The 22,415-nt window shown below is 55.2% G+C and carries 20 protein-coding genes; 6 read left to right on the top strand and 14 right to left on the bottom strand.

What is annotated here, in order from left to right:
• The first annotated feature begins 766 nt into the window (after positions 1 to 766).
• From DESU86_RS12650 to DESU86_RS12640, 3 genes are read left to right on the top strand one after another with little or no spacing between them, the layout of a single operon-like run.
• On the top strand, positions 767 to 1,876 hold the full coding sequence (locus DESU86_RS12650; protein ID WP_179981370.1) for a YeiH family protein: 1,110 nt from the start codon (positions 767 to 769) through the stop codon (positions 1,874 to 1,876).
• A gap of 15 nt (positions 1,877 to 1,891) precedes the next feature.
• Entirely contained in the window at positions 1,892 to 2,287 is a 396-nt protein-coding gene (locus tag DESU86_RS12645; RefSeq protein ID WP_179981369.1) for a biotin/lipoyl-binding protein, read from the top strand.
• The gene (locus tag DESU86_RS12640; protein ID WP_232088369.1) at positions 2,287 to 2,739 is read left to right on the top strand and encodes a universal stress protein; all 453 of its coding nucleotides are present in this window, start codon (positions 2,287 to 2,289) and stop codon (positions 2,737 to 2,739) included. Before DESU86_RS12645 ends, DESU86_RS12640 begins: the two co-directional genes overlap by 1 nt.
• A gap of 158 nt (positions 2,740 to 2,897) precedes the next feature.
• Here the strand turns inward: DESU86_RS12640 and DESU86_RS12635 are convergent, their stop codons facing one another.
• On the bottom strand, positions 2,898 to 3,878 hold the full coding sequence (locus DESU86_RS12635) for a M15 family metallopeptidase (protein WP_232088368.1): 981 nt from the start codon (positions 3,876 to 3,878) through the stop codon (positions 2,898 to 2,900).
• 59 nt (positions 3,879 to 3,937) lie between these two features.
• On the opposite strand from DESU86_RS12635, the gene DESU86_RS12630 reads away from it, so the two are divergent.
• The gene (locus tag DESU86_RS12630; protein ID WP_179981368.1) at positions 3,938 to 5,563 is read left to right on the top strand and encodes a MiaB/RimO family radical SAM methylthiotransferase; all 1,626 of its coding nucleotides are present in this window, start codon (positions 3,938 to 3,940) and stop codon (positions 5,561 to 5,563) included.
• Here DESU86_RS12630 and DESU86_RS12625 read toward each other — a convergent pair.
• From DESU86_RS12625 to DESU86_RS12605, 5 genes are all read right to left on the bottom strand, one after another.
• On the bottom strand, positions 5,558 to 6,301 hold the full coding sequence (locus DESU86_RS12625) for a DUF421 domain-containing protein (RefSeq protein WP_179981367.1): 744 nt from the start codon (positions 6,299 to 6,301) through the stop codon (positions 5,558 to 5,560). The two genes, DESU86_RS12630 and DESU86_RS12625, sit on opposite strands and share 6 nt — an antisense overlap.
• 391 nt (positions 6,302 to 6,692) lie before the next feature.
• Entirely contained in the window at positions 6,693 to 7,844 is a 1,152-nt protein-coding gene (locus DESU86_RS12620; protein WP_179981366.1) for an iron-containing alcohol dehydrogenase, read from the bottom strand.
• A 344-nt stretch (positions 7,845 to 8,188) separates the two neighbouring features.
• On the bottom strand, positions 8,189 to 8,389 hold the full coding sequence (locus DESU86_RS12615) for a hypothetical protein (RefSeq protein ID WP_179981365.1): 201 nt from the start codon (positions 8,387 to 8,389) through the stop codon (positions 8,189 to 8,191).
• A 174-nt stretch (positions 8,390 to 8,563) separates the two neighbouring features.
• On the bottom strand, positions 8,564 to 10,093 hold the full coding sequence (locus tag DESU86_RS12610; RefSeq protein ID WP_179981364.1) for a CoA-acylating methylmalonate-semialdehyde dehydrogenase: 1,530 nt from the start codon (positions 10,091 to 10,093) through the stop codon (positions 8,564 to 8,566).
• 91 nt (positions 10,094 to 10,184) lie between these two features.
• Positions 10,185 to 11,348, bottom strand: coding sequence for an iron-containing alcohol dehydrogenase (locus tag DESU86_RS12605; protein ID WP_179981363.1), 1,164 nt, complete (start codon positions 11,346 to 11,348; stop codon positions 10,185 to 10,187).
• On the opposite strand from DESU86_RS12605, the gene DESU86_RS12600 reads away from it, so the two are divergent.
• Both DESU86_RS12600 and DESU86_RS12595 read left to right on the top strand, forming a co-directional pair.
• Positions 11,347 to 11,622 (top strand): hypothetical protein, encoded by a 276-nt coding sequence (locus tag DESU86_RS12600; protein ID WP_179981362.1) that lies wholly within the window; start codon positions 11,347 to 11,349, stop codon positions 11,620 to 11,622. The two genes, DESU86_RS12605 and DESU86_RS12600, sit on opposite strands and share 2 nt — an antisense overlap.
• A gap of 337 nt (positions 11,623 to 11,959) precedes the next feature.
• On the top strand, positions 11,960 to 12,703 hold the full coding sequence (locus tag DESU86_RS12595) for a FadR/GntR family transcriptional regulator (RefSeq protein WP_179981361.1): 744 nt from the start codon (positions 11,960 to 11,962) through the stop codon (positions 12,701 to 12,703).
• A gap of 99 nt (positions 12,704 to 12,802) precedes the next feature.
• Here DESU86_RS12595 and DESU86_RS12590 read toward each other — a convergent pair whose 3' ends face one another.
• From DESU86_RS12590 to DESU86_RS12555, 8 genes are all read right to left on the bottom strand, one after another.
• A complete protein-coding gene (locus tag DESU86_RS12590) occupies positions 12,803 to 13,822 on the bottom strand; it encodes a GGDEF domain-containing protein (protein WP_179981360.1) in 1,020 nt (339 codons plus the stop codon).
• A 33-nt stretch (positions 13,823 to 13,855) separates the two neighbouring features.
• Positions 13,856 to 14,380 carry a V4R domain-containing protein gene (locus DESU86_RS12585; RefSeq protein WP_179981359.1) on the bottom strand — a complete coding sequence of 175 codons (525 nt, stop codon included), beginning with the start codon at positions 14,378 to 14,380 and terminating at the stop codon, positions 13,856 to 13,858.
• Positions 14,381 to 14,425: 45 nt separating this feature from the next.
• Entirely contained in the window at positions 14,426 to 15,061 is a 636-nt protein-coding gene (locus DESU86_RS12580) for a peroxiredoxin (protein ID WP_179981358.1), read from the bottom strand.
• A gap of 1,184 nt (positions 15,062 to 16,245) precedes the next feature.
• A complete protein-coding gene (locus tag DESU86_RS12575; RefSeq protein ID WP_179981357.1) occupies positions 16,246 to 16,788 on the bottom strand; it encodes a GDYXXLXY domain-containing protein in 543 nt (180 codons plus the stop codon).
• Positions 16,781 to 19,033, bottom strand: a complete 2,253-nt coding sequence (locus DESU86_RS12570) for a DUF4401 domain-containing protein (RefSeq protein WP_179981356.1) — start codon at positions 19,031 to 19,033, stop codon at positions 16,781 to 16,783. Before DESU86_RS12570 ends, DESU86_RS12575 begins: the two co-directional genes overlap by 8 nt.
• A gap of 404 nt (positions 19,034 to 19,437) precedes the next feature.
• Entirely contained in the window at positions 19,438 to 19,740 is a 303-nt protein-coding gene (locus DESU86_RS12565; RefSeq protein ID WP_179981355.1) for a hypothetical protein, read from the bottom strand.
• Positions 19,741 to 20,904 (bottom strand): glycerate kinase, encoded by a 1,164-nt coding sequence (locus DESU86_RS12560; protein ID WP_179981354.1) that lies wholly within the window; start codon positions 20,902 to 20,904, stop codon positions 19,741 to 19,743. It lies immediately after the preceding gene.
• 123 nt (positions 20,905 to 21,027) lie between these two features.
• Positions 21,028 to 22,389: a GntT/GntP/DsdX family permease gene (locus DESU86_RS12555; protein ID WP_197957564.1), complete on the bottom strand. Its 1,362-nt coding sequence runs from the start codon at positions 22,387 to 22,389 to the stop codon at positions 21,028 to 21,030.
• Positions 22,390 to 22,415: the final 26 nt, after the last annotated feature.

Genomic DNA, 22,415 nt, shown 5'->3' with positions numbered 1-22,415 from the left:
GGTTACGCGCCGGAGCGAGCGTCTTGGTAGCATTGAGAATGGATATTCTCAATGCGAAAATGCTCTAATGGCTGGTCTGCTCTACTTCCATAAAATAGATGCCCGCCGCCTGAAGTCTCCGCGATGCAACTCTCAAAAATGTGCGCATCGTAAAGAAACTGTCCGGCCAAAGGCACTTCCTAACTGCACGCAAATAAACCTCGGATCCAAACCATCTGGCTGACAGATGTGTTCGCCTCATTACCACAGTATCAGCATTATGCCTATTATTTCACAACTCATTGGCCGACAGCCACCCGGGGCTACGTGCGCTCCTTGTGAGTGAATCCTTTTGGAGATCATATCTTTTCAAAGATGAAAAATTTTCTCCAGGATCGCAGATAATAACCATAAATATAATCAGTTATTCACAAACACAAACGACTCCGAACTAGCCACCCGGATATTCCGCGTTGAAATTATTCAGGACCAACATTCAGGTGATTATGCACAGTTAGTCCTTGGCTCGGACTCCAAGCAATCCGCCAAAATACAAGATCATGTGATAGAATATAGAATTATTGAAGTTTATAAATAAAATAATCTATACGATGCTATCTATTATTTACGCGTATAAATTATCTTGAGTACTCACACAAAGAGTACAAAGATACTTGCGCAATCAGTTTTCTCATGCTACCCATTCTAAAAAACCAAACCTCTAACCCATAAGAATTTGTGAAAAAAATGTTTATCCCCTAACACTACACAATGTCGGAGGAAGACAATGGAAGACAGAGGACTGCTGGGTAAAATCATAGCCATTATCCCCGGCCTTGCATTGATGGTCGGCACATTGGCTGTACTGCGTATGTATGTGGTTCCCTGGCTGGGTGGCATAACGCTTTTTGGCATTAAGGGCTGGCCCGTTCAGGTGTTGAGCCTTAACTATATCCTGCTTTCCATCATTGCAGGCATGCTGTTTCGCAACGTGCTTTTTGGAGGCCAAATTCCTGCCTGGGCTGATGCTGGCTTTCGCACAACTCGTCTGTTCATCAAAACAGGCGTTATCATGTTGGGTTCCCTGTATACCCTTCAAAGCCTTCTCAAGCTCGGCGTCAGCGCCGCGCTGCTGATCATGGCCTTTGTGTTTGGCACCGTCTTTCTCATCATGTTTCTGAGCAAATTATGGAAAGTCGACCGCTCTGTGGCGGCGGTTATGGCAGCGGCCTGCGGCGTGTGCGGCGTTTCCGCCGCTGTGGCGGCAGCACCGGGCGTGCGCGCACGGCCGGTCGATCTGGCGCTTGCCATAGCCACCATCCTCGGTTTCGGCATTGTGACCATGTTCATCAGCCCCTTTATCGGCAAAGCTCTTAACCTGTCAGACCTGCAATACGGCGCGTGGGTGGGTACAGGCATTCTGAATTCAGGCCAGGTGCTTGCCACATGCCTTGCCTTCAACCCCGTGATCGCTCCGGGAACAGCCGTTGCCTACGGCGAAGTGTGGAACGTGGTGCGCGTCATCAGCATTCCCTTCGTGGTATTTGCCATCACCGTCTGGTACTGGAAGGGCGAAGGCGAGGCCGAACATATCAGCCTCAAAGAAATCCTTGTCTCCAAGTTCCCCATCTTCGTTCTGGGTTTTTTCGGCATGACTGCCCTGTCTTCTTTGGGAATGCTCGGCGCCGAAGGATCTGAGACGCTGCATTTTCTGCGTGACTGCATGCAGTGGATCTTCGGTATCGGCCTGGTGGGACAGGGGGCGTACATCGACTTTCGCGAAATCAAGGCCGCTGGCGGCAAGCCTTTGCGCCTTGGCCTGACAGCGGGTATGGCAAAATATGTGTTGGCACTTGTCGTTATTTTGTTGTTCATGCCCAAAACCGGCGCATTCTAGTCAAAGGAACATACAATGAGTAACGAAAAGCAGAAAATGACAGTCTTTAAAAATGACCGGCATGAAGATGTCGCTTCCATCATTTTCGCCGGGCTTGTAGTACTTTTCGTCCTTGGCTACATGGCCTTTATTGTGCCCACGGTGAAAGTGAAAGCCAGTCAGGATGGAAAACTCATTTCCGTCGCGGTGGAAAAAGGCGCACAGGTCAAAAAGGGAGACACCATATACACCCTCGAAGTTGTTGAAAAAAAGTGGAAAGACAACGTAATGGAAGAAAAGGTGGTCACCCGCGACGTGAGTATAAAAGCCAATGGCAAGGTGCTTGAAGTGCCAGGCAAGCCTGGCTCAGTGGTAAAAAAAGGTAAAGATACCATCATCATACTGGATCATGAAAAAGGCACGTTACCTTAATGCTGACAGCAACCCCTCAAAACATCTTGCTGCTTCTTGATGAGGACAGCCCCGCCGCAGTTGAAGCCGTGCGTATTGCCCAGGCAAGTTCCGCCCGGTTGACCGCCCTTTTTGTGCTGGACGCGACCTGGAACGACTATGTCGGGCATGATTGGCTTTCTGGCAGTGGCTCGCGGGCCGATTTCATCGACTATGTGCAGCAGGAAGAAGAAAGAAGCTCGGTAGAAGCCTTTTACCGCTTAAGAAGCCTCGCTGGCGAAGAGATGGAAATCCAGTGCATCGTCAAGGCCGGCAATGTGGTGGACGAGGCCCGGCACGAAATGGAAAAAGGCTATGACCTTCTTGTGGCCTCCAACCCCCTGCAACGTGGGCTTGAGCGGATTCGAGGCAATATTGCCGCGCTCTGCGACCGTGCCCCCTGCCGGATACTGCTGGTACCGGCAGACATTTGATATACCGGCACGTCCCATTGCTTAACGTTGTGGCCGTGCCCAAAGCCAAACCCCCGGCATGCTGCCCCTCCCAGTCGATAGAAGGACAACAGCATGCCGGGGGTTGCATATGCGTCTGCAAGACATGCGCGCCGTGCTCGCGCATCGGCAAAACTACTTCATTGAACCGCCCTGTCGCGCACGGCCCTGGCCTTGCAAATAATTTCAGGCCGATACTCAAAATGCATGATGTCGTACTCGTGCCATTTGCCGCCCCAGATGAATCCTGCCTGCTCCATGCTGCTGACAATGGCTGAAGGATAGCTGAACTGAAGAGGATGCGGGCGCAGCTTGCTCCAACGCCAGTAAGGAGCGATGCGCGAACTCAAATCCACTGCGATGCCATACGCATGCGGGCTTAAACGCGACTCTCCCGCTATGCGCCGCCACATAAAGCCGCCATCCATTTTAAGAAAAGCCTTCAACTGTGGGTCCTCACGTACAGCTTCAACCAGCGCAAGATCAGCCGCAGCCAGAGCCTTGCCCGCTGGGGCTGAAAGACGCAGGGACTGCCCCATGAACTTTACTGGCGCAAGCTGTTTGCCCACCTGCGCGGGCGTGCTTCCATAGAGGGCAGCCAAAAGATCATACGAGCGCTTTCTGCCCGGCGATACGCCAAGGGGAGTGTCCGGGCGATTGGGGTCAAGGGGGTACGGATCCGCCATGCTGGCGCGCACGTCCACTACCCAGCCATCAGCCGTTTCCGGCCCGGTGGTCATATCCTTCGGGGCGCCGTGCCGGGAATAAAGAACCCGCACTTTGTCCCCCACCAGCAGCCAAAGGCCTTCGTCATCGGCGACCAGCCCGGTAATCTGTGGATACGATGCTTTGAGGCACTGTATGTCCAGGCGAGCGTTCGCGTCCAGACTTTCCAGATCATCCGGCTCTTCTGTTTTCGGGGCAGGGCCACTGTCGCACAGTGCGCGACTGCCAACCGGAGGCGCGGCAGCCTCGGGCATTGCGGCGGCACTGTCATCGGGCGCAGTGGAATAATGGCCGGGACTCCCAGGGCCCTCGGCAGCGGCAACAGGCGAAGCTTCAAACAAAGGCAGGCTCAGGCACAAAAAAAAGACCAAGGTTTGCATTACGGTACGTGTCATGCCCACAACCTACTCGCGCCACGCTTGTCAAGGCAAGCGCTTTTGCGTACATCTGCGCCATGCTTACCTGGAAATTTTTTTTGGTCACGTTCGGCTGCAAGGTCAATCAGTACGAAACGCAAGCCCTGCGTGAGGCATGGCAAAACCTTGGTGGCGAGGAGTGCTCCTCTCCGGCCGGAGCTGACGTTGTCTGCGTCAACAGTTGCGCCATCACGTCCAAGGGTGAGCGAGACGCCCGCAATGCCGTTTTTCGTCTGCGGCGCGAAGCCCCGAAGGCCCGCCTCATTCTTACGGGCTGTGCGGCGCGCCTGTTCGCGGAGTACAAGCCACGCCCCGGCGCGACATGGGCGGCCCCTGACCTTCTCATCGCGCAGGAGCATAAAGACGTCCTGCTGCAAGGGCCGTGGGTTACTCCCCCTGTCGGGCTGCACAGCCTGACGCCGGATGCGGGACGCCCGGCGGGGACTTCCTCCACAGGCTATGTCAGTAAGCCCGCTGCAGCCATTCCAGTCCCTGCCCCCGTCACTGAGGGCATGGCCAGCCAGCCTGCACAGCCTGATGTCTTTCCTCCATTTGCCATTTCCACCTTCAAACGCGCGCGTCCCGTGCTCAAGGTACAGGACGGCTGTGCCCACCGTTGCACCTACTGCATCGTCCCCCTGACACGCGGTCGCCCCCACAGCCGCCCGCTTGAAGATATTGTTGCAGAGGCCCGACGGCTGCTTGAAGCCGGACACGTTGAAGTCATGATTTCCGGCATCAATCTTGGACAGTATGGCCGTGGCAGCGAGCATTTGGGGGACTTCTGGAATCTTTTACGCGCGCTGGATGCCGCTCTGGCCCCTGAATTTGCCGGGCAGGCGCGTTTTCGCATCAGTTCTCTGGAGCCGGGGCAGCTTAATGAACGCGGACTGGACACCCTGCTCGGCTGTGCCCTGCTTTGTCCGCACCTGCATATTTCTTTGCAGCACGGCAGTCAGAGCGTGCTCAAACGCATGGGACGCGGGCATTACAGCGCCGCCATGCTGGAAAAAGCCGTAACTTCGCTTAGCACGCATTGGCCCGTCATGGGGCTGGGCGCCGATATTATCGCCGGATTTCCCGGTGAAACCGAAGAAGACGTGCAGGAACTGCTGGCGCTTATTGAGCGCCTGCCCCTGACCTACGCCCATGTATTCCCTTATTCACGCCGCCCGGGCACTGCTGCCGAGCGCTTTGACAAGCAGGTGCCCCAGGCGCTCAAGCTTGAACGCGCCGCCAGAATCCGCCAGGCCGTCGCGCACAAGCAACGCGCTTTTCTTGAGGCGCAGTTGCGGATCCCACACATGTTGCTGGCTGCGGACATTGCGGATGTTTCGAATGGTGTGGAGGTTGTGGATATTTCGAGTGGTGCGGATATTTCGAATGCTGCGGATGTTTCGAATGCTGCTAATGCTGCGGGCACTGCCCTGAACTGGGCCAAAGGCGTAGCTGCAAAGCCCCTCAAGGGCGTCAATGAATACTACGCGGCCTGCTTTATGCCCCGTGCGCCACAGACAATGAATGAACACGCGCGCCCTTCGCATGGCAGGCAGCCCCGCTCTGGCTTGCTGGCTGTCCGCCCTGTGGCCGTGACGGATAAGGGATTGCTGGTGGAAGAACTGCCCGTCTCCAAGGATCGGACAGCAGAGGCACTTTTATTATAAAGATGCTCTGACGGAGGCATGAACGGGCGCACTGGCGTCCTTACTTTCCTTTTTATCATCAAGGTCCACAACATAGAGATTTCCAACAAGTTTTCCGGATTTGTCTCTTTGTTCATTCCATTCCGCAAAAAAGATGTTTTCGTATGAATCGTACCCCTGCTTGTGCAGTTCGGCTTTCAGCCATGCCTCATCCTTGTCGATCACCTCAAGAGCAGGTTCAAGGACGGCCCCATTGTTGAGCACAACATTGGAAATATGGGGATCTTCTCTTTTCTGCACTGTAAGCTGGCCATTGGGTTCGATCTGGGCATTCCATATATCTTTCATGGAATGAATGCCCTGCATTCGTGTGAGCGTCGCAAAGTCGCCTATATCAAGCCCTGCGGCACTAAATTTATCCTGAAGAAACTCCCCCTTGATAACAATGGGGATGGGTGAACCCACTATCATCTTGCGTCCGGATTCTGTCCGCATGCGTAAAGAATTTACTATTACGATCAAGATTTGCCATATGGCGAGAACAAGAACGAATTGTGTAATGCCAATGGCGGGATTGTATATTACGCCGCCTATAATTCCGCCCATGACAAAGTTGCCAATAAGGTCAACCGATGTCATTTGCGCAAGCTGGCAACGGTTTGTGGTGCGAAAAACAAAGATAAAGGTGGCAAGCCCCACGGCAAGCTTGACAGCTATGTTGCCGTAGAGCTGGACTGACAGCCAGAAAGCTTGGTCCATGGCAGACTCCTGAGGAAAGGAGGTTGAGGCGGGGAAAGACAGAAAGGCTAGCAGACGAGCAGCGAGCAGGCGGATAGGCGGGAATTTTTACCCTTGACCAATACTATCGGATGCAGAGAGCGATAGCAATGAATAGGCACTGCTTCTCCGGCAGCAATCAGCCGAACAGTGTGACAAACCCGCACAGGCAAAACGACCACAGTCCGCCCAGACTCGCGCCGAACACGCCCCCGCCAAAGGCCAGGATGATGGCTTCGCTACTCCATGGAACCATTGTTCGCTCCTTGCGCGCTGGGCCAGCCCGACCCGGAAAGTTCTTCCGGGCCGGGCCGGTAGGCATGTCGCATTCGAAAAAAATACGGCATGCGGGCGCCCCAACTCCTTACCCCGACTACATGGCGGCCTTGAACAGGGCGATGATGTCGTTGACATTGCCCTTGCGCGGGTTGCAACCGGCATTGCCGTCCAAGAGGGCCTGTTTGGCCATAGGTTCGAGATCGGATTCCTTGACGCCAAGTGCAGCCAGGCTCTTGGGGATGCCCACGTCGGCGGACAGGCGTTCGATGGCCGTGATGGCCTTTTCCGCCGCGTCCATCATGCCCAGGCCGTCAATGTTTTCGCCCAGGGCGACCGCGATGTCCGCGAACTTGCCAGGGTTGACCATGAGGTTCCAGCGCTCGACATGGGGCAGGAGGATGGCGTTGGCCATGCCGTGAGGCATATCGAGCATGCCGCCCAACTGGTGGGCCATGGCGTGGACATAGCCCAGGCCGGCGTTGTTGAAGGCCATGCCAGCCAGAAGAGAGGCATAGGCCATGCCTTCACGGGCCACGATGTCTTCGCCGTAGGCCACGGCGCGGCGCAGGTGCTGCCCTACCAGCTTGATGGCCCGGATGGCCACGGCGTCGGTGGCTTCGTTGGCAGCGAGCGTCACGTAGCACTCCACGGCGTGGGTCAGGGCGTCCATGCCCGTGGAGGCGGTCAGTGCCGCCGGTTTGCCGATCATGAGCTCGGGATCGTTGATGGAAACCTTGGGCAGGTTGCGCCAACTGACGATGACGAACTTGATCTTGCGGGCCATGTTGGTGAGCACGCAATGGCGCGTCACTTCGCTGCCGGTGCCAGCTGTGGTATTGACCGCGATGATGGGCGGCAGTTCGTTGGTCAGTCTTTCGATGCCAGCATAGTCGTCGTAGAGATCGCCGTCGTGGGTGGCCGCAATGCCAATGCCCTTGCCGCAATCATGCGCGCTGCCGCCGCCGACGGTCACGATGAGGTCGCATTTTTCCTTGCGGTAAATAGTCAGCCCCTCTTCCACATTGGAGACTCTGGGGTTGGGATCGACGCCGCCGTACATCACATGGGCGACGTTGGCCCGGTCCAGGTGCGCCTTGACTTGATCCACGGCTCCGCCTGTCTGGCTGGCCATGAACTTGTCCGTGACGATAAGCGCCTTTTTCCCGAACATTGCGGCGCGCGGCCCCACCTCGGCCAGGGTTCCCCTGCCAATGAAATTCACTGCCGGACACAGAAAGTCAGCCATTTCGTCCTCCGTGGTTGCGGTTGCATCCGGTGGCGGTTTTGTCGCCGCCGGGGGGGATATCGTTTTCCGAAAGCCTTTCCGCTGCGTCCCACCCGAACCAGACAGCCGGACAGTTGTCTTGGGGCGGCATTTAGACTAACTTTTAAATATATGGCTATTTAAAGACGCCGCAATAATGCACCTCCATTTCGCTATTCCTCTTGAATTCTTTTGTCTCAATCTATGTCACTATCCAGTCTGCGTCAATATATCTTCTAATATATGGCTATTAATTGAGCCTAAATTTTACCAAGCTACAAATTTTTCAACCCTCTTGCCGCACGCAAACCCGCACCCCTGTGTCCTCAGCCTGCGGCCACAATGGGCACGTCCGCCTCGATCTCGTAAAAGGTTTCCTCACGGGCTACGGGTCGGCAGCGGCCGGAAGCGGTCGATCCGCCGGACATGGGCGGCAGGACGTCGCCGGGCATGATAAAGCCGCTGTGCCATTGCTGGCGCTCGAAGCACTCTCCCAGGGTCAGGGCGAGCAGGACTTGCGACCGCATCCCCGGTGGAGCCGATAAAGAGACCGTTCACTGGGCTTCCTCCTTGGGCGTTCAAGGGATGCCGACGCGGTAAAATTCGGAGCACAGGGGCATGAAGCGTGCCGGAAGCCCCGGAGGTTGGCGGGCGGGCCCTCCGGCACGGATGCGACCTGTCCCCGGGGGACAAGGTGGACGCTACAGTTCTCGGTTGATGGTGCCTTCCCAGGTGCTCACCCGGGCCTGGGCGTCACCGGATTCCTTGGGTGAAACCCATTTGGTGGTGACTGTCTTGGTGCGGGTGTAAAAGCGCAGGCCGTCGCGTCCGAGGACGTGCAGATCGCCGAAGAAAGACCGCTTGTTTCCGCTGAAAGGGAAAAAAGCCAGGGGCACTGGGATTCCGACGTTGACGCCGACCATGCCACCGTCGGTGCGACGGGCGAATTCCCTGGCATAGTGGCCATTTTGGGTGAAGATGGAGGAGCCGTTGGCAAAAGGATTGGCATTCATGACGGCGATCCCTTCCTCGAAGTCCTTGACCCGTTTGATGCACACCACCGGCCCGAAGATCTCCTGGTCGCCGATGGTCATGCCCGAGATCACGTGATCGAAGATGGTAGGCCCGACGAAATAGCCGTTCTCGAAGCCCTTGGGCGCACACTGACGGCCGTCCAGGACGAGGCTGGCCCCTTCGGCCACGCCCTTGTCGATCCAATCGAGCACGGATTTCTTGTGGGCGGCGTTGATGACCGGCCCAAGCTGGGTTTGCGGATCATAGGCCGTGCCGACCGTCAGCCGTTCAGCCATACCTTTGAGAATCTGCACGAACCGGTCAGCCACCGATTCCTGAACCACCACCACGGGCAGGGCCATGCAGCGCTGGCCAGCACAGCCGAAACAGGAATTGATGATGCGCTGGGCCGACCATTCCAGGGGGGCGTCTTCCAGCAGCAGAGCGTGGTTTTTGGCCTCGGTCAGGCACTGCACTCGCTTGCCGGCAGCGGCCGCGCCGGAATAGATCTTGACCCCGGTGGAGGTGGAACCGACGAAGGAGATGCCCTGGATGTCGGGATGGGACAGCAGGTTGGCGACCTCCTGGCGACTGCAGGTGACGAGGTTGACCACGCCCTTGGGCAGACCTGCCTCGATGAGCAATTCGAGCAGGCGCATGCCGGTCTGCGGCACCATGCTGGCCACCTTGAGCACTATGGTGTTGCCAGCGGCGATGCACAGGGGCAGGAACCAGCCAAAGGGGATCATGGCCGGGAAATTGTACGGCGCGATGCCCAAAAATACGCCCACAGATTCGCGGTACAGGCAGATGTCATGGCTGCGGGTCGCTTCCATCATGGCATAGCCCTGCATCTCCATGGGTGCGCTTACCGCCACTTCGCAAGCCTCCACGACCTTGTGCACATCGCCCCGGGATTCATCCAGGTTCTTGCCCATTTCCGTGGCCAGCAGCACGGAAAGTTCCTCGAAATGCTGATTGACCAGTTCCCGGAAGCGGAACAGGAGCTGCGTGCGCATACCCACGGGCGTGTTCGACCAGCCAGGATAGGCGGCCTTGGCCGCCTGCACGGCAGAGTCCACCTCGGCTGGCAGGCAGACCGGGGCGGCGGCGATCTGTTCGCCTGTGCTCGGGTTCATCACTGGTGTGTACTTGTCCGTCGCGCTCTGTCGCCACTCGTTGTCAACACAATAAAGAAGCTTCTTGATCTCCGACATGGCTTCCTCCTTTGCAATTCGTGACCGTCTTCGCCCTGGCCAGCATGCGAGCAAGAGGCGTCAACGCTCGGTTTTTCCAATTTTTTTCCGATTACAATGCCGCATAATAGAGTTCGATGATCTCCTGCTTGCTCGCCAACCTCGGGTTGTTCCCGGGGCTGCCGCTGGCCAGGGCGTCCTCGGCCATCTTGGCCACCACGGGATCGAGCTTTTCCCGGCTGATCCCGAGCTTTTGCAGACCCGGCACCTCCAGGGCGGCAATGAGTCCCTTAACCGCATCCGCCCCGGCCTGGGCCACGGTTGCGTCGTCGGCCTGTGCCGGACAGTCCACGCCCATGGCCCGGGCGATGTTCGCGTACCGCTTCGGATTGCCCGGCAGGGAAAACTCCATGACCACGCCGAGCAAGGCGGCGTTGGAGATGCCGTGGGGCACATGAAAAAGCGCCCCCACCGGCCGGGACATACCGTGGACCAGGGCTACCGAGGCGTTGGAAAAGGCGATGCCGGCCTGGAATGCGCCGAGCATGGTCTGGGACCGGGCTTCGAGGTCATCCGGCTGCTGCCAGGCCTTGGGCAGATTGCGGTAGATGAGGCCCACGGCGGAAAGCGCCAGCACGTCCGTCATGGGCTGGGCCTTGCGCGAGACATAGGCCTCGATGGCGTGGGTCAGGGCATCAAGGCCTGTTGCCGCCGTCAGTCCTCGGGGCATGGCCATGGTCAGGCCGGGATCGACGAAAGCGATCTGCGGCATGAGGTAGGGGCTGCCGATGAGCATTTTCACGTCATGCTCGGTATCGGTGATGATGGTGAACATGGTGGCTTCACTGCCGGTGCCAGCCGTGGTTGGCACGGCGAAAAGCGGCAGGCCCTTTTGCCTCACCTTGTCGGCCCCCATGTACTGCTGGATCACGCCGGGATTGGTGGCCATGACGGACACGGCTTTGGCCACGTCGAGGGAACTGCCGCCGCCGCAACCGATCACCAGATCGCACCGACCGCGCCGGATGATGTCCAAGCCGTCCTCGACGTGGGTCAGGGTGGGCTCCTTGTCCACACCGGCATAGATTTCGACCGGGATGCCCGCTTGCCGCAACGAGGCGAACACCGGTTCGATGGTGCCCGTGTCAATGAGTATTTGATCCGTAACCAGCAGCACCCTGCTCGCGCCCTGCCGCGCGGCAGCCGGGCCGACCTCGGCCGCTGCGTTCACGCCGATATGCACTGTTGCCGGCATGTTGAAGGTTCGCGTCGTCATGCTGCTCATCTCCTTTGTTGCGATCATCGCCCCAAAAAAATCTTTCCAGCCACCGTTTATTCTCAGAGCATCTTCGGTCGTCTCAAACAGTTTTTTCATATCGACTGGCGCATTCCCTGCGGACGCATGCTGCGTGCAGATCGTGTTTTCTCCGCGATGCGTCGCTGCCGCAGCGACGCGTTTGCGCCCCGGAGTCGCACGGGCGCTCGGTGAGAAAAATCTACAACAGGAGGTGAGCAATTTCAACCAAATTTTAAAATATATGGCTAATTAATATAACGAACCGAAATTTAAGACTTTACTAGCCTTGTTTGACTGTTGCAGCCATGAAATAATGTGTAGCGCCGGGATTTGCCTTTTTGTTAAAATCAACCTATATTCAAATATAACACTATTTTTGTTCGGCCCGGCAACAATAGTCTGAAATCAGGGGTAATTTTTCGAAAAAAGCGTGTGGCACGGACCGATGCGCACCAGAGCGGGCACAAACGCGGGACTTTTGGGACGGCTTGACTATACCACTGTCTCCGGCTGACTGACATGCCCGCTTCTGGGAGGCGACGCAAACCGGCGCAACGCCCCTGTCACGAGTAACAACCATGGATCAGCACATGTTCAAGACTACCAAGAAAGATAAGATTTCGACCCTGATCATCCGTCAGATCCGCGAGGCCATCTTGCAAGGCGAGATCAAGCCCGGCGAAGCCCTGCCCCCGGAAAAGGATCTTGTCCAACAGTTTGATGTGAGCAAGCATACCCTGCGGGAAGCCTTGCGCACGCTGGAAGGCATGGGACTCATCGACATTCGTCGGGGAGCTGGTGGCGGCCCGGTGGTTACCGAAGTGAATCCTGAGACCGCCCGGGATTTTTTGCAGAGCTTTTTCCACTTCCAGAATATTTCCATTAGCGACCTGTCTGAAGTGCGCAAGATCATCGAGCCCTACCTGGCCCGGCGCGCCGCCGAGACGTTTGACGCAAAGGACACGCAGGAACTGCTCGATCTTCACGAAGAGTGTCAAAAGGTTTATCGGGAGGACAAGAATCTGGTTGGGGCAAAAGCGGAAATCAATTTTCATATCCTGCTGGCCAGAAAAACGGGCAATCCCATCCTGGTCATGATCCTGGATTTCGTGAACAGCTTATTGACGGACGTCAAACACCACCTCAAACCAGGCCGGTTGTTTTCTGAAAAAGTCCTGGAAGCCCACCAACACATCATCGATGCCATTGTAAGCAAAGACGGCGAAGCAGCATCCAAGGCCATGTACAACCACATCTCCCAGGTGGAGCGGGAACTGGAGAACGTGAGGCAGGCTGTAGAATCTGGTGTGCGCCAAGAAAAGGGCATTCGGTAAAGACCTGGTCGATTCCAGCATCAACAAGAGTATATGCAGTGCAGCTTGCACATGTCCGGATTTTTGGGAATACTTATAACTACCTGAAAAGCATTTGCATCAATCAAGCCCCTTGAGCTCAGCGATACATACCCTGTTTCTTCCTTCATTTTTCGCCTGGTACAATGCCTCATCCGCAAGCTTGATGACATGCGCCTGCAAGGCGCTGCAACTGTGCGTGGCAGCCCACGAGGCGAGCAAACCAGCAACCCCCAGACTGGCATGCACAGACACCGTTGTGCCATCGTCCAGTTCCAGGGACGAACTTTCTATGGCAGCCCTGATCCTCTCTGCTGCGGCGTACCCTTGTGCGAGATCGGCATCAGAAAAGAAAAAGATAAACTCTTCGCCGCCGTAACGCCCCATAATATCCGTTTGCCGCAAGCTGCTTTGAGCGGTGTCGGCCACAAATTTCAAGGCTTTGTCACCTTCTATATGGCCGTAGGTATCATTGAAGGCCTTAAAATAGTCGATATCCAGCAAGCAGAAGCAGCAATCCTTTTTCAAAGCGATTGAACTAACCAGACTTTCCTGTGTAAGTGCAAAAAAAGAACGGCGGTTAAAAGCGCCAGTGAGCGGATCATGCTGCGCAAGATACTTGAATTCGGCTTCACTTTTTTTCAGCTTCAGCAGCGTGGCGCTGCGCCGCTTCACTTCCTCCTGAAGGGAGACTGCAAGGCTTGTCAGAGCTTCTTCTTTTTGTCGCAAGGCCTCGATAGTCGTTTCAAGCTGCACCACCATATTGTTGAACGATGATGAAAAGTCACCCATAAAATCCATTCGCTGGGTGTAATCGCCCTTTTCAACCTGCTGCACCTTCCAGGCCATATGCCGCAAATTGGCCTGCAAGGCCTTGCAAGACCCCGCGACAACCCCTCGCATTTCAATAGGTTGCGAGAGGTCGCCGCTGGCAAATGAAGCCGCTATTTCGCGAAGGGCCAGGGCTTTTTCATGAAACCGAATAAACGCTTTATCCTCAGCAAATTCCTCGGGAATTGGCGGAGGTTCCATCGCATCAAGCAGTTTTTCGGCATAAGCAAGAACCATGTGGGCAACTTTGACGCGATCATTATCGCTCATAACACGCACTATCCCGGTAAAAGCCACGTAATTTTAGCCAACCGCGTTGGCACTGAACCGGCAAGTTCGAGCGCCTGTGCACCAGCAGTCAACCTCACGCACCTTAAATTTTTTGCCTGTGTAGCTTTCAAGAATACCTTGAATAAAACCTTCATCATACACACAAATCTGTTCGCTTGTGTCGGGAAGACCTGAGCAGTCAAGGTCTTCTTCAACATTCAAGGTAAAGGACATCTCTTCAAGGTTGATGGATTCAACCCGAAAAATGCCGATACCCAGTTCTTTAAATTTCTCTTCAATGGTCGTTACCAGGCCGGAAATATCCTCAGTCTCCAGACAGAATTTGTTGTAAAACTCCCTCCCGGCAATAGCGCCTGCCTTGCGGAACATATCATCTGTCTTTTTGTGCCCGAATTCTTCTTCAAGTACATCACGCAGCGTGTATTGTAGCAACCTGTAAACCTCGATCCGCGTTGTTGGACCAAGGCTTGGCCGCGCAATGGCCATTTTTTCGCCTATGGTGCTCCAGGAAAAAGTATATTTTCTTTCAGTTGTCATTGATTGCCATCCTCATAGCATTTACTGAATTTCACGTAGTCACGATCAATCCTGCTTATTTGTCATAAAATCTGCAACCCGGCCGACCATATCCTCAGAGGGGGTCAAAGCCGCCTCGCCTTCTTTCCATGCGGCGGGGCATGCCTGATGGGGATGCTTTTCAACATACACATAGGCCTGCATTTTTCTCATTAATTCAGCCGCGTTTCGTCCAACATTGTAAAAGTTGATCTCTGAGCCAACCAATACGGAGTCAGGGTTTATGATAAACGTGCCGCGCAAGGCAGTTCCTGCTTCTTTGTCGTAGACGCCAAAAAATTGCGCAATTTCGCCGGTTGTGTCAGAGGCCATTTGAAAATTGATGCTGCTGAGCAGTCTTTCGGCCTTGCACCATGCAAGATGCGTGAATTTTGAGTCAGTGGAGATGGAAATAATCTCAACATTCATGTCTTTTAGCTGCTTGCAATATTTGCCAATGTCAGCCAGCTCCGTGGGGCAGACAAAGGTGAAGTCAGCAGGGTAAAAATAAAGAATTATCCATTTGCGCAGCAGGCCATATTCGGAAAAACTGTGTTCTTCAAAGCTGTCTGTGACCGGATTATACGTGGAAAACGAAAAATCTTTTATTTTCTGTCCCAGCTGAACGGAACACAACTCTTTGTTTTCATTTGCTTCTTGCATCAGATGATTCCTCATTTACAATCTGTTAATCGTTGCAACCAGTCTGCGTAAAAAACACAGAAACCATGTGCGGTCTTCCGCACAGATTACCTTTCATATCCAGCAGATGGCATTTCTACAAAGGTATAAACGCACGGGAAAATAGCGTGCCACGACGGGTTGCTCATTACAAATCGTCCTACTAATGGAGCAAAATACCCCGCGCAACGCAATAATATCATACTATAGATATGAGAATAAAAACAATCTAATCATCACATTTGTTGCCAAAACAACAATCAAGCCGCACTAAGCTGCCATACGAATAAAAATATTGCACACCTCAGGCCAGGCATTTTCAAGTTTCAAAAGAAAATGGATATCTCCTTTGGCAAACTCTTGGGCTTGCAAAATTCCTGACGGACAATTATGGGGAGCCACCACTGGGTGTTAATGCGGTTGCAGCAAATTTTGCCGGAGGGCAAACAGCACACGGGTTTATTTGTGTGCGCTGTCAGGACATGCAACGTAAGATACACTTTACAAGTTGATCGATTGTTTTAAAAGAGGTCAGATACTACAAAAAGTAGCAAGCTGCTGACGTAACAGGCTATTTGTGCAATATATCTTTTTTTGGCCAAAAAAATTCTGCACGGCATCCTCACGCAAAAGGCCAGCCTTACAGTCAATATGTCACCAGCCAGGCGGCCCGTCTTCCTTGTTGCGCACCAGACGCTCTCAATCCATTGCGCCCTTATCCTTAAATAATCACTTTATGCCTAATGACAAGTAAACCGATATGAATTTCTGCAATCCGCTGCCCACCCCCGCGACAACCAAACCCGCCTCAGTTGGAATGTACAGGTGGACACCCTGCCCCAAGCACCAGCTCCCCCCGTGCCAAACATACGCGCAGGATCAGGCCGACATGCGGCGCCATTGAGCAGCCCGCCAATATGCTTATTTTTGCTGCACCGCGTAACGCCCACGTTAACATGTCTGGGCTTTTGGTGCTTTCGGTACGATGGAATCGTGCGGCCCCTGCGCGCAGACACGGGCCGTGATGGCATGGATTGTGTCAAAAGCCGCATTTTTCTGCAGGATGGCAGGTCTGAACTGCTTCACATTTCAGGGACTATCCGATTTGGTGAAGTTATGCGTATATGCGCCAGGGCATGGTGGAAATTTTCACTATTCAACAAGAATTACTGACTTTTTTTCTCGCCAATCTTCTGAGGCTGGATCAGTTTTCCCCCATCAGTGCAAAGCCCGACAAGAATCGTTCTTCCATTCACGGCAACCTTGAACTGGCCAAAGCGGGCATTTTCATACTGCCGCGCGGTTCCTTCCTGAAAATAATATGCAGTGGCCGCTGTTATGACCCTGCGCCCGCGGAGCTTGTAGGCCAGATAGAATTCATCGTTCTGCAATGGGCTGCCATCATCCAGCCTGACAAAGTCCGCCGCCTGCGCTACAGGCTCATGGTGCACCCGCAGCACGGCGAGTCCTTCAGCCCCGGCGTCCGTGCCGGATGCGGTTTTCTCCTCACGCAGCGCGTCACGGATGCGATCATTCACCGTATACCTGAGGTCCATATAGTCGCCCATGAGCAAGGCGCGTGGGTCACGGGGAGCAAGAGGCAGCAGGATTGTTTTGCCGTCAGCAAGCACTGTTTCCATGCGCTGTACAGAAACGGCGTAGCCAGCAAAAAACAGCCCCAGTACAAGCAGGATATAGATTTTACGCACGGCCCGCCTCCTCTATGGATGATTTTGTCTGCCAGACCCGCAAAACCAGGGCAAGCAGCAGCAAAACAAGCCCGGATGTGACAAGATAGGTGGACTTGGCTGAAAAAGGCATTGCAAGATTGTAATAGTAAAAGATCATGTATGCAAAAAAATACACCAGCACTGCTCCCTGCATAACAGCGTTGCCCATCTGCCTTGCCATAACGAGCCCCAAAAGCGCCAAAGTCGCCCCCGGCAAATACCAACCAAGCGCAAAAAGCAGGGGAACACTGGCCATGCCCGCCACACGTGCGGTCAAACTATGCTTCTTTGTCAAAAAAAGGATCAGAACCGTCACTCCTGCGGCTGCCCCCAAGCCCATGCCCCCTGATCCCCAGAGCGGCAGATCCAAGATAGCTCTAAGACCATAGGACAACCCAAGGCTCCATATCTGGATCATAAGCATGCCCGTATATGCGCCAAAAAACCATGCGTCAGCGGTTTGGCCGCGCATACTGCCGCGCCAGCGTTTTTCTTGCAGGCAAAAACAGGCAAGGCCAAGGCTCAGCAAAACCCACCAAACCGGAGGCAACAAGAGAGCCATATCAAGCATCGCGGAGTCCGCAAAACCGTGTCTCACGCTTGCATAGATCAACGATGAAATGCCTTGGGCCACGCAGCCCACAATGCCAATGGCCGACAAAAACGTATACGCGACGTTGCGCATGAAAACGCTGATGGCGGCAAGCAGCGCAGCAAGCACAAAGCATGCAGTCATCACACTGTCGAGGCCGAGGAACAGCGCAATGGCGATTCCAGACGTACCCGCGATTGCCAGCGCAAAACCGAAATGCCGTGAAAACAGCTTGCCGCCAGCCAGCATGGTTCGGCCCAAAAGCAGCACAGGCACAGAAACAATGAAGATGGTCAATTCCTCGTGTGAACTGATATTCAGCGTTTCGAACAGCAACAAACCCAAAAAGCACATAAAAAGAACGGCCGCCAGCCACCCCCCCAAGGCCAGCAACAGCTTGATATACCACGGCGAATACGGCTCTTTTACGTCTGGTGCGGGCTCGTCGCGCAGGGCCTCGCCATGGGCCTGAAGATTCTCCCACAGCAGCTGCCATGAAACGCCGGAGCGGGCGCGGCCAAAAAACGATGGCAAGGAAACCATAGGCGCGTGTTTTTCGTTTTCTTCAGCCGACATGGCTTTTTGCAGGTGCAGTAACATCTTCGCCAATCCTGCCGTAAGACCGGTAACAAGCAGGCCCCAGAACAAAAACGCGGCAACAACCCCAAGATCAAAAAACAGCTCGGCCTCGGCCAGGACGGCAAGCAGAACAGCCGCCACTGCCCCAAGCAATGTCGCCAGCATAAAGAGGTCGGGCTCTTTTTTCCGATACCACCACCAGGCAAGCCCGGCCAACGCCACGGCAAAATAGGGAACAACCTGGTGCGGCAGCCACAATTGCCATGTATCAGCCCATCTGTATGAGCCCAAAATGCCCTCGATCAAATAACATGACGTTCGGGCGGCCAAATCAAGAAAAAGCAGCCTGGGAAACCACCGCGACCGCAACCAGTTCTGCGCGCCTTTTCGCACAGCCCTTTGTGCCGCCCATTCCCAAAGAAATATGGCGCACGCAATGGCCACCAGCCATTCAGGAATCGCAAAAAGCTGGCTGAAGGCGTCAAAAGGTGATGTAAGGTTGCGCCCAAGCCACAAGGCAATAAATACATTGCCCGAAAGCCAGGCGGCAAACCACAGGCCAGTCTGCCTGCCCGCCAGCGCAAGCGCGACCAGCAGCACCGTCCAAACCCTGAACAGTTCCCAGAGTTCCGCTCCCGTCTGGTAGGTCTGGCCGAATACGGCAAGCAGTGGCCCCATGGCCACACCGCAGGCCAGCAGCAAAGCCTGTCCGGAGCGCGAATCCGGCCCCACGGCCACAGCCCCGATGCCCGTACTGGCCACAATCACCCCCACAAGCGTCATGCGCGCAAAAGGCTGCATGTCGTCCCAGTTCCAGGCGATAAAACAGATGATTCCTGCCAGAAAAAAAAGAACTCCGCCAAGCAGAAAAACCTGACGCCAGTAAGTCAGCCAGGCCTTGCCGTCTGGCCGGAAACCGCAAAAATCAAGCGCCTGAGACCATGCGGAAGGTGAAATACGGCCAGAATCACATAAGAGGCTCAGGGAGCTGCGCGACAGAGGCGGGAAAGAATCTTTGGAGCTGGAGGCGTGTTCTGGGGATTGTATATTCATGTCAGAGCATGAAGAAGCGTCTGTTTTGTTCATTATCTGTTCTCTTTCATTGATAAAATCCTTGATAAACCTGTTACTATGCTGTTTTTCCGCCTATTATATAACACAGTATGGGCAATGGCGAGCATATTCAGCACAGCCATTCAATTATATAAATATACGTACATATGTTAGGATAAAAAAACAGCACGGTGCCCAGAAACAAAAAAGCGGGGCCTGAACCCCGCTCTTTTGCACTGTCGTCTTGACGCCTGGAGCCTTTTAACTTTGAAAAAGTGTAAATGCTCTAACGCTGCACGAACGTGCAGCGCGCCACAACGTGGCGTGGATTCAGCCGCAAATCGTATTTTTTGGCTGAATGAAAACTTTGGAATGTGAAGCATTTCAAAGTTAATATGCTCCTGTCAGCTGAAATAGCCGCTCTGGCGCAATAGCTCCTGTCCGTTGGCAAGTGAGGGCAACAGGGTAACAATCATAATAAAGTAGTGTATGGCCACAATGCGGAATGAATATTTCGGCAAGACAAAGATGAAGATAAAACAGATGGCGGCAATGGTGAAAACCAGTATGTTGGCCGCCTGTGATCCCCATGCGATGCCCGTAAGCCAGATGAGCGCATAGACGCCCCAGGCCAGGGCCATGGCGCAAAGAAAAAACGCGTTAAAGCGTGGCTGCTTTCGCCAGCATTCAAGATAGTCAGCTAGCATCTATTTTCCCGTATTGGCCACAGCGCCAAGCTGACTTCCAATGGCAATGCTCGCGGCGATATTGCGGGCCGCAGTGCGCAGGTTGTTCTCCCCCGCGTCCAGAGCTTCGGCAATGGTGCACGGGCTGGAAAGAATGCTGAACACAGCGTCAATGCCGTGCTCATGCACAACATCGGCATCATGCCGCAACGAGCCGCCGATGGCGATGACAGGCTTGCCGTGGAGCTTGGCGACGCGGGCAACGCCCACAGGAGCCTTGCCAAAGGCCGTCTGCCCGTCAATGCGGCCTTCGCCGGTAATGACAAGATCAGCGTCACGCACCACAGCATCCAGGCCCACGGCCTCGGTCACAATCTCGCTTCCGGGGCGCAGACGCCCCCCAAGAAAGGCGTACATGCCCCCGCCCATGCCGCCGGCTGCGCCAGCGCCGGAGATTTCGGCCATATCCACGCCAAGGTCACGAAGCGTAATATCGGCAAAATTTCTGAGGTAGCCGTCAAGCTGCTGCACCAGTTCCGGCGTAGCGCCTTTTTGCGGGCCAAAAATGGCCGACGCGCCACGCGGGCCGCACAGGGGATTATCCACATCGCAGGCCACGTCAATGACGCAGTCTTTCAGCCTTTGGTCAAAAGTAGACATGTCAATGCGGGCCAGCTTGCCAAGACCAAGCCCAGTGGCCTCGATTTCCTGCCCATCGGCATCCAGCAGCCGTACGCCAAGGGCCTGAAGCATGCCTGCTCCGCCTTCATTGGTGGCGCTGCCGCCGATGCCGAGAATGAATTTACGGGCCCCGGCGTCAAGGGCGGCGCGGATAAGCTCGCCCGTACCGTAGCTTGTGGTTTTCAGGGGATTGCGCTTTTCCGGCGGCACAAGGCCCAGGCCGCTGGCGGTGGCCATTTCAATGACAGCCGTGCTACCGTCGCCCGTAAGGCCGTAAAAAGCTTCAACGGGTTCGCCCAGAGGGCCTTTGACCGTCACGGCGATGCGCTGGCCGCCGGTGGCCTCAACCATGGCCTCCACCGTCCCCTCGCCGCCGTCGGCCACAGGAACCTTGACGTAGTCGGCATGCGGAAACACTTCTCGAAAGCCCAACTCAATGAACGTGGCTACCTGCAGGGCTGACAGGCACTCCTTGTACGAGTCCGGTGCAATAACGATTTTCATGAAATGCTCCTTGTGGATGACGCTGACGTGCAGCCAGGATTCAGCACGTCAGGTCAGTATAGAAATGGGGGTAACGGCTCCGGGCCGGGAAGGCAAGCCCCCCAGCCCGGACGGCCGAAAAGGCTAAAGGAACATTTGCAGCAGAAGCGTGCCGCCAAGACCAAGCACAGCCGCAATGGTCGTGCCGGCCGTATAGGTCGCATACATGGACCCCATGGGGATGCCAAGCGACTCCTTGACGAACCAGAAGCCGGAGTCTGTCACGTGCGAAGCGCCGATGGCGCCTGCGCCGATAACAATGGCCATGAGGGCCGGATCAAGGTTGGGATTGGCGCTGAGCACAGGCAGGATAAGCCCCGCCGCAGTCATCATGGCCACAGTGGCGCTGCCCAGTGCAAAGCGCAAGGTGATGGCAATAACCCAGGCGAGGATCAGGGGGCTGATGTGGATGCTGGTAAGCACCTGCTTGAGCACAAGACCCACGCCGCTGTCGGTGATGATCTGGTTAAGCGCGCCAGCCGCGCCGATGACGAGCATGATGGAGGCCAGGGGAGCCATGCCGGCTTCACTGAAGCGTCCCAGTTGATCCCAGGTGAAACCACGGCCAAGGCCCAACACAAAGTAGGCCACCACCGCCGAAATGAACAGGGCGATCATGGGCGTGCCGATGAAGTTCACATAGGTCATGTAGGAAGGCGGGTTCTGCTTGTCGATGCTCAGTTCCACGACGGTCTTGGCAATCATGAGCAGCAGGGGCAGCAGCACCACGAAGAGGGTTCTGCCGAAGGGCGGCAGTTCCGATTCCTTGCGGGGTTCGGTGCCAGCGTACGCGCCGGTCAGGGGAACGGCGGGCAGGCGCTTGGCAATGAACTTGCCATACATGGGCCCGGCAACACTGGCGGCGGGCAGACCCACAAGGAGGCCAAAGAAGATGACCTTGCCCACATCAGCCTTGAGCAAATCGGTGACCGCCATGGCCGCAGGATGCGGCGGCACGATGCAGTGAACCGTTGTCAGGGCCACCACAAGCGCCATGCCCACCTGGATGAGGGGCAGCTTGGATTCCTTGACAATGGAGAACATGAGAGGCGTCAACAGAATGATGCCCACCTGAAGAAACACTGGAATGCCGCAAACGTAACCCACAATCATCATGGCCCAGTGCGCCCTGGACTGCCCAAGGATGCGAATGAGCGTCCGTGCCAGCCTTTCGGCAGCGCCCGAAACTTCCATAAGTTTGCCGAGGATGGCCCCAAGGGCAAGAATAGGCGCAAGAAAACCCAGGGTTTTGCCAAGGCCGCCTTCAAAGGCCACGACAATTTTCGCCAGTTCCATATTGTGCGTCAGCGCGAGGAACAGGCTTGCAGTTGTTAGGGAAACAAAGGCGTGAATCTTGAACCAGATACACAGCACGATGACTATGGCAATGGCAATGGCCAGCATTGTCATTGAATAGCCAATTCCAAAGGCTTGGGCGGTTCCCATCATCATTCTCCAGACAGGTAGTTACA

It is taken from the genome of Desulfovibrio sp. 86 (assembly GCF_902702915.1).
Classification (GTDB): Bacteria; Desulfobacterota; Desulfovibrionia; order Desulfovibrionales; family Desulfovibrionaceae; genus Desulfovibrio.
Note: the sequence above shows the minus strand (reverse complement) of the source record. Positions and strands in the feature narration are given on the sequence as shown.